The organism is Salipiger sp. D13 (genome assembly GCF_003703915.1).
Taxonomy (GTDB): Bacteria; Pseudomonadota; Alphaproteobacteria; order Rhodobacterales; family Rhodobacteraceae; genus Salipiger; species Salipiger profundus.
Genome location: NZ_ML112598.1, coordinates 129,941 through 144,076, shown reverse-complemented (window position 1 = coordinate 144,076; position 14,136 = coordinate 129,941). Strand labels below are relative to the sequence as shown.

At 67.7% G+C, this 14,136-nt stretch carries 12 protein-coding genes; 8 read left to right on the top strand and 4 right to left on the bottom strand.

What is annotated here, in order from left to right:
* From D6860_RS13680 to D6860_RS13665, 4 genes are all read right to left on the bottom strand, one after another.
* A partial coding sequence (locus D6860_RS13680) for an iron chelate uptake ABC transporter family permease subunit (protein WP_164845644.1) occupies nucleotides 1-971 on the bottom strand: 971 nt, incomplete at its 3' end.
* Complete coding sequence (locus D6860_RS13675; protein WP_076625723.1) at nucleotides 968-1,843, bottom strand: iron-siderophore ABC transporter substrate-binding protein; 876 nt, start codon at nucleotides 1,841-1,843, stop codon at nucleotides 968-970. The genes D6860_RS13680 and D6860_RS13675, both read right to left, overlap by 4 nt.
* A gap of 8 nt (nucleotides 1,844-1,851) precedes the next feature.
* Nucleotides 1,852-3,966: a TonB-dependent receptor gene (locus D6860_RS13670; RefSeq protein WP_076625674.1), complete on the bottom strand. Its 2,115-nt coding sequence runs from the start codon at nucleotides 3,964-3,966 to the stop codon at nucleotides 1,852-1,854.
* A 1-nt stretch (nucleotide 3,967) separates the two neighbouring features.
* Complete coding sequence (locus D6860_RS13665; protein WP_076625675.1) at nucleotides 3,968-4,921, bottom strand: AraC family transcriptional regulator; 954 nt, start codon at nucleotides 4,919-4,921, stop codon at nucleotides 3,968-3,970.
* 854 nt (nucleotides 4,922-5,775) lie between these two features.
* Here D6860_RS13665 and D6860_RS13660 point away from each other — a divergent pair.
* From D6860_RS13660 to D6860_RS13625, 8 genes are all read left to right on the top strand, one after another.
* On the top strand, nucleotides 5,776-7,386 hold the full coding sequence (locus D6860_RS13660; protein ID WP_076625676.1) for an ABC transporter substrate-binding protein: 1,611 nt from the start codon (nucleotides 5,776-5,778) through the stop codon (nucleotides 7,384-7,386).
* Nucleotides 7,387-7,463: 77 nt separating this feature from the next.
* The gene (locus tag D6860_RS13655) at nucleotides 7,464-8,156 is read left to right on the top strand and encodes a cysteine hydrolase family protein (RefSeq protein ID WP_076625677.1); all 693 of its coding nucleotides are present in this window, start codon (nucleotides 7,464-7,466) and stop codon (nucleotides 8,154-8,156) included.
* Nucleotides 8,153-8,839 carry a cysteine hydrolase family protein gene (locus tag D6860_RS13650; protein WP_076625678.1) on the top strand — a complete coding sequence of 229 codons (687 nt, stop codon included), beginning with the start codon at nucleotides 8,153-8,155 and terminating at the stop codon, nucleotides 8,837-8,839. Before D6860_RS13655 ends, D6860_RS13650 begins: the two co-directional genes overlap by 4 nt.
* Nucleotides 8,836-9,849 carry an ABC transporter permease gene (locus D6860_RS13645; RefSeq protein ID WP_017469179.1) on the top strand — a complete coding sequence of 338 codons (1,014 nt, stop codon included), beginning with the start codon at nucleotides 8,836-8,838 and terminating at the stop codon, nucleotides 9,847-9,849. Before D6860_RS13650 ends, D6860_RS13645 begins: the two co-directional genes overlap by 4 nt.
* Nucleotides 9,842-10,738 (top strand): ABC transporter permease, encoded by an 897-nt coding sequence (locus D6860_RS13640; protein ID WP_076625679.1) that lies wholly within the window; start codon nucleotides 9,842-9,844, stop codon nucleotides 10,736-10,738. The genes D6860_RS13645 and D6860_RS13640 overlap by 8 nt, the downstream gene beginning before the upstream one ends.
* Nucleotides 10,735-11,712 carry an ABC transporter ATP-binding protein gene (locus D6860_RS13635; RefSeq protein ID WP_076625680.1) on the top strand — a complete coding sequence of 326 codons (978 nt, stop codon included), beginning with the start codon at nucleotides 10,735-10,737 and terminating at the stop codon, nucleotides 11,710-11,712. Before D6860_RS13640 ends, D6860_RS13635 begins: the two co-directional genes overlap by 4 nt.
* On the top strand, nucleotides 11,709-12,677 hold the full coding sequence (locus D6860_RS13630; protein ID WP_076625681.1) for an ABC transporter ATP-binding protein: 969 nt from the start codon (nucleotides 11,709-11,711) through the stop codon (nucleotides 12,675-12,677). Before D6860_RS13635 ends, D6860_RS13630 begins: the two co-directional genes overlap by 4 nt.
* The gene (locus tag D6860_RS13625; RefSeq protein WP_076625682.1) at nucleotides 12,674-14,134 is read left to right on the top strand and encodes an amidase; all 1,461 of its coding nucleotides are present in this window, start codon (nucleotides 12,674-12,676) and stop codon (nucleotides 14,132-14,134) included. Before D6860_RS13630 ends, D6860_RS13625 begins: the two co-directional genes overlap by 4 nt.
* The last annotated feature ends 2 nt before the right edge of the window (nucleotides 14,135-14,136 follow it).

Here is a 14,136-nt window from a genome sequence, read left to right as displayed (position 1 = left end):
TCGTCGGCGACCGGCGGCGGCGTGGCGCGCAGGCGCGGCAGCAGCCACAGCAGCAGCGGGCCTCCGATCAGCCCGGTGACGGCCCCGGTGGGGAACATCTCGCCGTCCTGTCCGGCGGCGGTCAGCACCAGCCCGTCGACCAGCGACAGGAGCACCGCCCCGGTGAGCGGCGCCAGCGCGAGGATCTGCGACGGGCGGCGTGCCCCCAGCGCGCGGGCCAGCGCCGGCGCGGCGAGCCCGACGAAGGCCACGAGGCCGACCGCGGCAGAGACGCTCGCCGCCAGAACGCAGGCAAGGACCACCGCCAGCGCCCGGACCCGGCCGACCGGCAGCCCGAGCGAACGCGCGCTTTCGGCCTCGAGCCCGAGCACCGAGAGCGGGCGCGCCATGAGCGCCGCGAGCCCGCCTCCGAGCGCCAGCACGAGCGATAGCGCCAGCACCGGCCCCCAGCCGGTCTGCACCAGCGAGCCGCCGGTCCAGACCACCAGCGAGAACAGGTATTGCCCCTGCGACAGCGTCAGCGCGCCCGCGAGCGACGACGCGAAGAGCGAGACCAGCATCCCCGCGATGACCATGGTCACCGGGTGGAAGCCGCGCAGCGCGCCCAGCCCCATGACCAGCGCCGCCGCCGCAAAGGCCCCGGCCAGCGCCACCGGGGCGCGTCCCCAGCCCAGCAGGTCGGGGAACAACACGGTGACGGCGACAAGCGCCAGCTGCGCGCCCGAGGAAATGCCCAGCGTCGAGGGATCGGCGATCGGGTTGCGCAGCACGATCTGCAGCAGCGCCCCCGACAGCCCGAGGCAGGCGCCCGCGACCAGCGCCATGGCCCCGCGCGGCATGTGACCGTAGGCCATCAGCAGCGCGTCGAGGCTCAGCCCGTCGGGATCGAGGGTCGCCGGAAGCCCCGAGGGGGCGGCCATCGCCCAGAGCAGGGCGGACAGCAGAAAGGCGGAGGGCAGCGCGAGCCTCATGCCATGCGCTCCAGCGCGTCGGCGGCCAGCCGGGCGAAGCGGAGCGCCGCCGGCACCGCGCCGAACGGGTTGACCGGGGACATCACGCCGAAGCGGCCCTGCGCCACCGGCTCAAGCCGGTTCCAGAGCACCGACCGCTTCAGACCCGGCGCCGCCTCGGGCGGGACCGGACCGACCGAGAGGATGCGCGCGTCGGGACGGGCGGCGAGCCGCTCCAGCGGGGTGGGCGCGGCAAAGCTGAACTCGGTGGGGGCCGTCCAGGCGTTCTCGAGCCCCAGACGCGTCGCGACGTCACCGAACATGCTGTCGGGGCCGAAGGCACGGAAATGGCGCGCGTCGCCGATCTGGACGATGTAGACGGGGCGGTCCCGCAGCGGGGCGAGCCGGGCCCGCAGGGTCTCGAGCGTCTCGCGCGCCGCGCGGTCTACCTCGCGGGCGGTCTCGTCGCGTCCGAGCCGCGCGCCGAGCGCGGCGCTGCCCTCGAGGGCCCGGGAAAACGGCGGCGCGCCGGTGTAGACCGCGTGCGAGAAGAGCGGCGCGATGCTTTCGAGGCGCGGCGCGATCTGCGCATACCATGGCGAGGTCAGGATCATTGTCGGGCGGGTCAGCTGCAGCAGTTCGAAGTTCGGAGAGCCGCGCAGCCCGAGATCGGTGACGGTCTCGGGCACCGGCGGTTCGATGGCATCGGCGCGAAACCGGATCAGCTCGCAGGCGGCGACCGGGGTGACCCCCAGCGCAAGCGCCGTCTCGAGCATTGCCCAGTCGATCGCCGCGATGCGCTCGGGGCGCCCGGCGCCAAGACCGGGCGTCGCGGCAAGGGCCAGCGACGACAAAGCGCCGCGCAGGACCGCGCGGCGCTTCAGAAGGTGCATGGGGCCGGTCACCACTTCCAGGTCAGGCGGGCCTGCACGGTGCGTCCGTCGCCGTAGTAGCACCCGAAGGAGCCGCAGTTGGCGACATAGGCCTCGTCGAAGACGTTGGAGACATTGACCGACAGGCCGAGGTCCTCGGTGAGGGCGTAGGAGGCCTGAAGATCGACCAGCGTCACCGCGTCGAGATCGTAGCTGTTGGCCGCGTCGCCGTAGCGCTCGCCGATGTAGCGCAGACCACCGCCGAGCTGCAGCCCCTCGAGTGCCGTGACGCCGGCGAAATCGTAGTTCAGCCAGAGGCTCGCGTTGTGCTCGGGCGCATTGGCGAGCGCATTGCCGGCGTTGTCGCCGCTCAGGACCTTGGTGTCGTTCCAGGTGTACTGGCCCCGGATGTTCCAGCCCTCCGCGAGATCGGCGGAGCCTTCGAGCTCCACGCCGCGCGACAGCACCTCGCCCTCCTGCCTGAAGTCGCCGATGCCGTTGGCGTCGGTGAAGGCGGATCGCACGTTCTCCTGGCGCAGGTTGTAGACCGCCGCCGAGAAGAACCCGTTGAAGCCCAGCGGCTCGTATTTCACCCCGGCTTCCCACTGGCGGCCGCGCGTCGGCTCGAAGGCGTTGCCGCTGTTGTCGGTCCCGATCTCGGGGTCGAAGGAGGTCGCGTAGCTCAGGTAGGGCGCGACGCCATTGTCGAAGATGTAGGAGATGCCGGCACGGCCGGTCGTGGCCTCGTCTTCCTGGTCGACCGGCGAGCTGCCGACGAAGTTGGTATAGGTGCTGCCGGTCTGGCTGGTCCAGTCGTGGCGCAGCGCGAGGCTGCCGCGCCAGTTGCCGAAGGACATCTCGTCCTGGGCGTAGAGGCCGACCTGCTCGAGCGTCAGGTCGTCGGCGGAGACATACCACGGATCGCTGAGGTTGGCGCCATCGTAGCTCGGGTCGGCGTAGCTGATCGGATCCGCGTACCGGAAGCCGGTCTCGCTTTCGACACCGTAGCGGCGGGCGTCGAGCCCGACCACGAGCGTATGCGCGACGGCGCCGGTGTCGAACCGCCCGTTCAGCCGCAGGTCGAGGTTCTGGGTGAAGCTGTCCTCGGAGGTGGAGTTGCCGCCTCGGTCAATGGTGTCGCCGTCCGCGCCCAGGCCGTTCACGTAGAAGCCGGTATAGTCCCAGTCGAACTTCTGGTAGCGGAAGTTCGCCTCGACCGACCAGTTCGAGGTCAGCTCGTGGCTCGCCGAGAAGCCGAGGTTCAGCATCTCGCGGTCGCTGTCGTGGTCCCCGGGATCGCCGGCATAGAAGCTGCGGAGGTCCTCGTCATCGTCTTCGCCGACGAGATCGTAGGGCAGGCCGGCGGGCGTGATCGGGCTGTCCTTCAGCCAGGAGCCGAGAAATTCGACCTGGGTTCCCGCGACCGGTGCCCAGCGGGTGGCGAGGCCGAGATAGCTCCGCTCGTTGGTCAGCTCCTCGACGTCGCCTTCGCTGTCGCGGGCGACTGCGGTGACGCGGGCGGCAAAGATGTCCGAGAAGGCGTGGTTGTAATCGACGAAGCCCTCGGTCGCCTTGGGATCGCCCACGCCGACACCGAGCTCGCCGAAGCTGAGGAACTGCGCGCGTTTCTGGATCTGGTTGATGACCCCGCCCGGAATGCCGGCCCCGTAGAGCGCCGAGGACGGCCCCTTGAGCACCTCGACCCGCTCCAGCGAGTAGATCTCGAAGGCCGGGGCGCCGAAATCGCGCATCAGCCGGAGACCGTTGAGGAACTGCGCGTCCTGCCCGTTGAAGCCACGGATCGTGGGGCTGTCGAAGCGCGGGTCGGTGCCGAAGGGCTGCGCCGTCAGGCCGGCGGTGTAGCCCAGCGTGTCGCCCAGCGTGGTGGCGCCCTGGTCCTCGATCTGTTCGCCGGTGATCACCGAGATCGACTGCTGGGTCTCGAGGATCGGGGTGCCGGTCTTGGTGGCCGTCGCGGCGGTGGTGGCGACGTAGCCGGGCACCGGGTCGGAGGGGTCGGCGGTGCCGTCGACGACGAGCGTGCCGAGATCGTAGAGGTCTGCGGTGGATTGCGCCGCCGCGGCGGTTGCCAGCGCCAGCAGGCTTGCGCCTGCGACGAGGGCTGCGCGAATGGGTTGGGTCATGTCACTGTCCGGAGCGTTGCTGATATTTCCCGATCAAATAGATCGGATATTCGCCGGCCGCTTGAACCGGACGGGCGCGCTTTGAAGCATCCGGGACAAAACGCTTGCGTCGCCACTCGCCCGGCGTCTCGCCATGGCGGGCGCGGAAGGCCCGCGTGAGATGGGCCTGGTCGGAAAAGCCGCAGGCCGCCGCGATCTCGGCGAGGCTGGCGCGGGGGTCCGGCATCATCGCCTCGGCCGCCTCGAGCCGCAGCGCCATCAGCCATTTCTGCGGTGTCTGGCCACGGCTGGCGCGGAAGCCACGGGTCAGCCAGCTTTCCGACAGGCCCGCGACCTCGGCGAGCTCGGCGCTGGTGATGCGCCGGTGCAGGGCGGCGCGGGCATGGCTCTCGAGTTTCTGCAGCAGGTGCGGAGGCAGGCCACCCCGTTCGCCGCCGGTTTCCGGCGGGCCGAGGTCAAGCACCTCGGACAGCAGCGCAGACAGCAGGCCGTCGCTTGCCATGTCCGGGCGGGCCGGGTGCTCGACCTCGGCCGCGATCATCCGCGCGAGCATGTGGACCTGCGGCCCCCCGTTGGCGAGCCGGGGCCGAGACAGCGCGCCGCGCGGCTGGTTGCATAGCCGTTGCCGCAACGGCCCGGAGTCAAGGTGCAGGTCGAGATGCGCATGGTCGCCGCTTTCCGAGAAGGCGCTCCAGAGCGGAACACCGGCCGGCACATACATCACCGAGACATCCTCCTGCCACGGGCTGCCGTCGTCGGTGCGCAGCCGCAACCCGCGTCCGCCGCCGAGAAACACCACCAGCCGCGGGTCCGGCGCGCGGTAGAACCCGCCGCCGCCGGCCTCGCCATGGACGTGCCAGACATCCGCGATCACCCCCGGCCAGCGCCGCCAGCTCAGCGGGCGCAGCGTGCGGATGGCACGGGTTTCGGCGGTCATGCGGGGCATGAAGGTCATCGGAAAAGCTCGGCAGGGGAGGTTGGAGAGCAGCTTGGCGGGCCGTCTTCCGGCTTGCTGAGCGCGCTCACGTTCGCAATTCCGACTGTAAAAGTCAAGTAATGGGTCGGCATCCGGCGAGCCCGGTGCCGCCCTCGCGCGCATCGGTGCTTCTGTTCTGTCCATCGCCACATCGTCCCGCTCTCGGGGACGATCCGGCATTCGACGATTTGTCGATGCCTGTCGCAGCCCGCTGCGCAATCCACACTCGGTCCCGAAGCTGGCCCGGGTGGGCCGCGCCGGCCGAGCCCTGCCATCATTTCGGCGCGGAAGGCTTCGGCCGGGAACCTCTCGCGAGGGGCCTACGCATGCTGCCAGCGTTCAGCCGACTGCCTTCCAATGAAAATTGCGCCTTGGGCCGGCGGTCGTTGGCGCCACTCGGGAAAGCGCAGAATATGAATTATGTAATAAACCACACACAGCCGAGCTTCGGATCGGCGCTTTCAGGCGCGACAGACTGCACTCTGCAGATCGTGTCGATTTGCAGGCCAAGCTGACCTCGGATTTCTCGACCGGCCATCATGGCCGTTCGGGGCGGTCATCCCGGGCGCTGCGTCAAAAGCAAACAGAATCAACATACGAATGTTCATACAAACATCGAGCATGGTATCCATGTTCGTTCATTCATATTGAGTCTGTTTTGTAATCACACAGTGTATGCGAGCATAAATATTAATCTAAACACCGCCTTTAACATATTTGCGTTGGCGCAAGGGTCGCTCCGCCGCTGCAGAGCGCCTTGTCTGCCCTCGAGACCGGAGGCGCCCCCTCCCGCGCCGGAGAAGAGTCTCGAACAGATCCAACAGGAGCTTGAAATGACAATTTCTGCCACGATCAAGGCGCTGAGCCTCAGCGCGCTGATCGCCTCCTCGGCGGCTCTCCCCGCCATGGCGCAATCGCGCCAGGATGTGATCATTGCCGTGGGTGAGCAGGGGCCGAACTCTCTCGACACCCAAACCCCCACTTCCAACGACTACACGCGTCTCGTTGCGCTGCAGGTCTACGACCGGCTGGTCAAGCACGGCGTCAAGACACTCGAAGACGGGACGCAGGTCTACGACAAGACCGAGGTTCTGCCGGAACTGGCCACCAGCTGGGAGATCAGCGAAGACGGCACCGAGCTGACGTTCCAGCTGCGTGAGGATGCCACGTTCCACGATGGCTCGCCGGTCGAAGCCAAGGACGTCAAATGGTCGTTCGACCGCGCCGTGGAGGCCGGGGGCTTCCCGCTGATCCAGATGGGCGCCGGTTCGATGACCGAGCCCGACCAGTTCGAGGCGGTGGACACGCACACCTTCAAGATCCACGTCCCCGACGGCAACAAGCTCGCACTGCCCGACCTGACCACGCCGATCCCGATCGTGATCAACTCGGACCTCGCGCTTGAGCACGCGACCGAAGATGACCCGTGGGCGACCGAATGGCTGGCCAACAACACTGCGGGCGGCGGCGCCTATGACGTGGTGCGCTGGACGCCTGGCAACGAGATCGTCTTCCAGCGCTTCGAAGACTGGAAGAACGGCGACCTTCCGGCGATGAAGACCGTCGTCTACCGTCAGATCGCCTCTGCCGGGACCCGTCGTGCGCTGCTGGAAAGCGGCGATGCGGATGTCTCGGTCGGTCTGCCGCCGAAGGATTTCGCCGAACTGGCGGACTCGGAGTCGGTGAAGGTGATCGGCGTGCCGAAGCAGTCGGCCATCGTGAACCTCGAGATGAACGTCAACATGCCGCCCTTCGACAATCCGATGGTGCGCGAGGCGATGGCCTATGCCATTCCCTACGACGCGATCATGAGCGATGCCTTCTACGGCCGCGCCGCGCCGATGTACGGCGCCGAGCCCGGCAGCGACTATGATGTCGCCTGGCCGGTGCCGAGCCCCTACCACACCGACCTGGACAAGGCGAAGGAACTGCTGACCGAAGCGGGCTACCCCGACGGGTTCGAAAGCACGATCTACCTTGACCTGTCCCGCGCCACCACGCGCGAGCCGATGGCGCTGCTGATCCAGCAGAATCTCGCGAAGATCGGCGTCGACGTCACGATCGAGAAGGTGCCGGGCTCGAACTGGTTCTCCAAGATGCTCGAGAAATCCATGCCCATGGCGGTCACCAGTTTCCATGCGTGGCTCGACTGGCCCGAGTACCACTTCTACTGGACCTACTACGGCGCCAACAACTCGGTGTTCAACGTTGCGGCTCAGCAGGACGAGGAGCTTGACGAGATGATCCAGAAGGCACGCTTCGAGACCGACAGCGCCGCCTACGACGAAGAGATCACCGGCATCATCGACCACGTGATGACCACGCTTCCTAAGATCCCGGTGGCCCAGGACTTCATGGATGTCGCGATGCAGAACGACATCGAAGGCTACGTCTACTGGTTCCACACCTTCCTCGACTTCCGCACCATCTCGCGCGCGGACTGACGATCCGGCCGGAGGCGCACGCGGCGCCTCCGGCTGACACGTCCCGAATATACCCATCCTTGCCAAGGAGCAGCCGCATGACCTCGCATGTTCAGGGCCTTTACCCGTGGCCCTTCGACGGAGACCTGCGCCCCGAGAACACAGCCCTCATCATCATCGACATGCAGATCGACTTCTGCGGCGAAGGTGGCTGGGTGCACTCCCGTGGCAGCGACCTGCGCAACACGCGCCGCCCGATCGAACCGCTTCAGAACTTGCTGAAGGTGCTGCGCCCCGCTGGCTACACCATCATTCACACCCGCGAAGGGCATCGTCCCGACCTGAGCGATCTGCCCGCCAACAAGCTCTGGCGGTCGCAGCAGCTCAACGGCAACGGCATCGGCGCCATGGGCCCGCTCGGACGTTACCTCATCCGCGGCGAACCGAACTGGGACATCATCCCCGAACTTGCCCCGGCCGAGGGCGAGGTGGTGATCGACAAGCCCGGAAAGGGCGCCTTCATGGGCACCGATCTCGACACCGTGTTGCGGACCCGCGGCATCCGCAACCTGATGATCGCCGGGGTGACCACCGACTGCTGCGTGCAATCCACCCTGCGGGATGCCAACGACCGCGGCTTCGAGTGCCTGCTGCTCGAAGACTGCTGCGGTGCCGCCGATCATTCCTACCACGAGGCACAGGTCGAGATCTTCCGCCTCTCGAACGGTCTCTGGGGGTCGATCGCGACCTCGGACGACGTGATCGCCACCCTGACCGGAGCAGCCGCATGACCGCCTACCCCCAAGTCAAATCAGATCCCTACGCCTGGCCCTTCGACGGGCGCTTCACGCCCGCCGACACGGCGCTGATCATCATCGACATGCAACGCGACTTCTGTGACGTCGACGGCTGGGTCGGCCAGCATGGCGCGGACCCGGCACCGATGCGCGCCGTGGTCGAGCCGATCCGCGCTGTCCTCGGGCGCATGCGGGAGCTCGGGTTCCCGATCATCCACACCCGCGAAGGCCACCGGCCCGACCTTGCCGACCTCAACGACAACAAGCGCTGGCGGTCGGCGCGCGAAGGGGCCGAGATCGGCACCGCGGGGCCCTGCGGCCGGATGCTGACCCGCGGCGAGCCGGGCTGGGAGATCGTCCCGGAACTGACTCCGGCCGCCGGCGAACCGGTCATCGACAAGCCGGGCAAGGGCGCCTTCTATGCCACCGACCTCGAGCAGATCCTGCACGCGCGCGGCATCCGCAACCTGATCTTCACCGGGGTGACCACCGATTGCTGCGTGCACACCACCATGCGCGATGCCAACGACCGTGGCTTCGAGTGCATGCTGCTCGACGACTGCTGCGCCGCCTCGCTGGCGCATAACCACCAGGCGATCCTCAAGTTCACCAAGATGGGCGACGGTCTCTTCGGGACCGTCGGCACCTCGGCCCAGCTGTTCGAGGCGCTGGCATGATCAGGCTGATCGCGAAACGCTTTCTGAGTGCCGTGCCAAGCCTGATCGGGGTGATCATCGTCACCTTCGTGATCAGTCACACCCTGCCGGGCGATCCGGCTGCCTATTTTGCCGGTCCTTCCGCGACGGCGGAGTCGATTGCCGAGACCAAGGCGCGGCTCGGGCTCGACCAGCCGCTGCCGGTGCAGTTCGTGGCCTACGTGGGCGATCTCGTCCAGGGCGATCTCGGCCGCTCGTTCAATTCGGGTCAGCCCGTGCTGACCGACCTCGTGCGGCGGCTGCCCGCCTCCTTCGAGCTGACGCTCTACGCGCTGCTCTTTGCCATTGTCGTGGCGGTGCCGCTGGGGCTCTGGGCCGCGGTCAATCCGGGCTCGTGGATCGATCACCTGTGCCGCGGCACCGTGACCGCCGCCGCCGCCTTCCCGTCGTTCTTCACCGCGCTCGTGCTGATCTTCGTCTTCTACTACAAGCTCGGCTGGGCACCCTCGCCGATCGGGCGGCTGGCGATCTACTTCCCGATCCCGCCGACGGTGACGGGCTTCCTGACCGTCGACGCGCTCATCGCGGGCGACATCGAGACCGCGCGGGCCGCGCTCGGCCAGCTGATCCTGCCGGCGATCTCGCTTGGGCTCTTCGCGCTGGCACCGCTGGCGCGGATGACGCGGGCCTCCATGATCGGCGTGCTGGGCAGCGAATTCATCACCACCGCGAGGGCCGAGGGCCTGCCGCGCCGGAAGATCCTCTGGACCTACGGCTTCCGCAACGCGCTGCTGCCCGTGGTCAACATCCTGGGCATGATCTTTTCCTTCCTGCTCGGGGCCAACGTCCTGATCGAGCAGGTCTTCGGATGGCCCGGCATCGGCACCTACGCGGTCGAGGCCGTGCTGACCTCGGACTACGCGGCGATCCAGGGCTTCGTGGTGATGATGGCCATTCTCTACATCCTGCTCAACCTGGGCGTGGATATCCTGAACATGATCGTCGACCCGAGGGTACGCTACGATGACTGACCAGACGAACCTTTCCACCATCCCCGCGCAGCGGGAGCCTTCCAGGCTTGCCAACTTCTGGTCGGGCTTCGTCCATGCGATGAAGTCCAACCCGCTGACGGCCTTCGCGATGCTGCTTTTCTCGCTCTTCGTGATCGCCGCGATCTTCGGCGAGGCCATCGCGCCCTACGACGCGCTGGCGACTTCCTCCGACACGCTGCAGCCGCCAAGCTGGGCGCATCCGTTCGGCACCGATCAGCTGGGGCGCGACGTGCTGAGCCGCACGATCGTCGCCGCGCGCGTGGACTTCGGCATCGCCATCGCGGCGGTCTCGATCTCCTTCGTCCTCGGGCTGGGGTTCGGCGCCGCCGCCGGATACTTCGGCGGCTGGACCGACCGCATCGTCGGGCGACTGGTCGACACGATCATGGCCTTTCCCCTGTTCGTGCTCGCGATGGGCGTGGTCGCAGCGCTCGGCAACACGGTCTGGAACATCGTCTACGCCACCGCGATCATCAACCTGCCGTTCTACATCCGCTTTGCGCGGGCCGAGGTGAACAGCCGCCGCGACGCGGGCTTCGTCGAGGCCGCAAGGCTGAGCGGCAACAGCTCCGCGCGCATCCTCGCGGTGCACCTCGTGCCGAACATCCTGCCGCCGATGATGGTGCAGGTCTCGCTCAACCTCGGCTGGGCGATCCTGAACGCCGCCGGCCTGTCGTTCATCGGCCTCGGTGTCCGCCCGCCGACCCCCGAGTGGGGGATCATGGTGTCGGAAGGCGCCAACTACATCTTCTCCGGCGAATGGTGGATCTTCCTCTTCCCCGGGGGCGCGCTGGTCCTTGCCGTGTTCTGCTTCAACCTGCTTGGCGACGGGCTGCGTGACATCATCGATCCGAAAGGCCGCACATGACCCAGGTTCCCCTGCTCGACATCCAGAACCTGAAAGTCGATTTCGCGACCCGCGACGGCATGGTTCACGCCCTTGAGGACGTCTCGTTCAAGCTGGCCCGAGGCGAGACCATGGGGCTGGTGGGCGAAAGCGGTTCGGGCAAATCGGTGTCCGCCTACGCGGTCATGCGGCTGCTCGGCGGCTCGGCACATGTGACCGCCGACCGGATGATCTGTGGCGGGGTGGACCTGCGCAGCGCCAGCGATGCCGAGGTCGCGGCGATGCGCGGCAAGCGCATGACGATGATCTTCCAGAACGCGCGTGCCGCGCTGAACCCGATCCGTCCCATCGGCGAGCAGATCGTCGACGTGCTGCGGGCGCACCGCGCCATGCCCAAGCGCGAGGCCCGCAAGGCGGCGGTCGCAGCGCTGGCGGAGGTGCGCATTCCGGACCCCGAGCGGCGCTACCACGCCTATCCCTTCGAGCTGTCCGGCGGCATGTGCCAGCGCGTGATGATCGCCCTGGCGTTTGCCAGCGAACCGGAACTGCTGATTGCCGACGAACCGACCACCGGGCTCGACGTGACCACGCAGGCGGTGATCATGGATCTCATCCGCGAGAAATCCTCGCAGCGGCGGATGTCGACGATCCTGATCACCCATGACCTGACACTGGCGGCGGAATACTGCGATCGCTTCGCGGTGATGCACGCCGGCCATATCGTCGAACAGGGCACCACCAGCGACATCTTCCAGCGTGCGACGCACCCCTACACCGGCCTGCTGATGAAGGCGACGCCGCACGGGGCCGCCACGTTGTCTGAACTGGCAGCCATTCCGGGCTCCCTGCCCGACCTGCGCCGGGATCTGCCGCCGTGCCGCTTCGCCCATCGCTGTCCGCAGAGCACGCCCGGCTGCGCCGCGCCGCTGCCCCGGGTGCCGCTCGACGCCAGCCACGAGGTGGCCTGCCACATGCCATGGAAGGAAAGCGCATGACTGCTCCGCTTCTGGAACTGGAGAACCTCGAGAAGATCTACCCCACCGGCTCGGGCCAGCTGCACGCGGTGGACGGGGTCAGTCTCACCATTGCGCGCGGTGAAAGCCTTGGCCTCGTCGGCGAGTCCGGCTGCGGAAAATCCACGCTGGTGCGCGTGCTGTCGCGGCTGATCGACCCGACCGCCGGCGCGATCCGCATCGACGGACAGAGCATCGGCGACATTCCCGCCCGTCGGTTCGGCACCCACACCGAGCGCAAGCGCATCCAGGTGGTGTTCCAGGACCCGACCGACAGTCTCAACCCGCAATTCCGCATCTTCGACAGCATCGCGGACCCGCTGCGTCGTCTGGGCGGCAAGAAGACCCGCGCCGAGGTGTCGGAGGCGGTGCAGGAGGCGGCCCGCATCACCCGTCTGCCGCCGGAGCTTCTGAGCCGTTACCCGCACCAGCTGTCGGGTGGGCAGAAGGCCCGGGTGGGCATCGCGCGGGCGATCATCCTGCGTCCGGAGCTGCTGATCCTCGACGAGCCGACCTCGGCGCTCGACGTGTCGGTGCAGGTGGTGATCCTGCAACTGCTCGGAGAGCTGCGCGAGACGCTGGGGATGAGCTATCTTTTCGTCAGCCACGATCTCAACGTCGTCAAGCTGGTCTGCGACCGGGTGGCGGTCATGTATCTTGGCAAGATCATCGAATGCGCCCCGGTGAAGGAGATCTTCGAACGGCCGGCGCATCCTTACACCAAGGCCCTGCTCTCGGCGATCCCCGGCGCCGGCGAGGCGGCGCGCATCCGCCTCGATGGCGAGCCGCGCAGCCCGATCGACCCCGATCCGAACGTCTGCCGTTTCTACGGGCGCTGCCCCATGGGCCAGGACATTTGCGCCAGGAAAGCCCCGCCCCTGAGCGACCTCGGAGGCCACGCCGCCGCCTGTCATTTCCGTCTCGACCAAGAGGAAGTTTCCGCATGACCCTGACACATGAAGACTATGCCGCGCTGTCGGCCGGAGAAATCGCCGACGCCGTTCGCACGGGGCGCCTGTCGGCGGCCGAGGTCACCGAGGCTGCAATCGCGCGCATGGATCTGACCGAACCGCATCTGCACGCCTTCTGCACCCCGGCCCCCGAACTGGCGCGCAAGACCGCGGCCGCGGTCGATGCCGCGCGGGCTGCGGGCGAGACGCTGGGGCCGCTCGCGGGCGTGCCCGTGGGGATCAAGGACCTTGTCGCCACGAAGGACCTGGTCACCGCCATGGGGTCGACCATCTATCGGGATTTCGTCCCCGAAGACGACGACATCGTGGTCGAGCGGCTGAAGGCCGCGGGCGCGGTGATCCTCGGCAAGACGAACGTGCCGGAATTCGGCTACAGCGGCGTCGGCCACAACCCGGTCTTCGAGACCACCCGGAACCCCTGGAACACCGAGCTGACACCGGGCGGATCCTCGGCCGGATCCGGGGCCTCGGTGGCCGCCGGGGTGACCCCGTTTGCCATCGGCTCCGATGGCGGCGGCTCGGTCCGCATCCCGTCGGCGCACTGCGGGCTGGTGGGCATCAAGGCCTCGATGGGGCGCGTTCCGCTCTGGCCGGGGTGCCGCGACGAGCGCTATCCCGGCGTGTCGAGCTGGGAAAGCCTCGAGCATATCGGCCCGATGGCGCGCAGCGTGTCGGACGCGGCCCTGATGCTGTCGGTGATCGCCGGCCCGGACATGCGCGACCGGCACACGATCCCCAACGACGTGGCATGGCTCGACGAGGCGAAGGCCGGGCAACTGCCAAGGCTGCGCATCGCGTTCAGCGAGGATTTCGGCTATCTGGCCGTCGATCCCGAGGTGCGCCGCGTCGTGCGTGAGGCGGTTGCGGTCTTCGAGCGCGATCTCGGCTGCGAGGTGGTGGTGGCCGATCCCGGCTGGGAAGATCCGGGCGAGGACTTCTGGGGGCTCGTGCTGGCCGACAGCGACCTTGCCGGAATGCGGGCATGGCTCCCCGAGCACGCGAAGAACATGTCGCCGCATCTGGTGAAACTGCTGCAGGCCCGCCACGACGACGAGGCGTTTACCAACGCGAACATGGCACGAAAGAAGCTGTGCAACGTCGCGGCCAGATTCTTCGGGCAATACGACCTGCTGCTGTCTCCGACGCTGACCGTGCCCCCCTTTGCGCTGCACATGCAGGGCCCAGAGAAGACCGAGGGCCGGATTGTCGATCCGTCGGACTGGCTGGGCTTCTGCTTCCCCTTCAACATGACCGGACAACCCGCCGCGTCCGTGCCTGCGGGGCTTACGAAAGACGGGCTTCCGGTGGGGCTGCAGATCGTCGGGCGCCACCTGGACGATCCGCTCGTGCTGCGCGCGGCGGCCGCCTACGAAGCCGCCCGCCCGTGGTCCGGGCTGCGCCCCCCGCTGCTCGACACGCTGGAGGCCGCCTGATC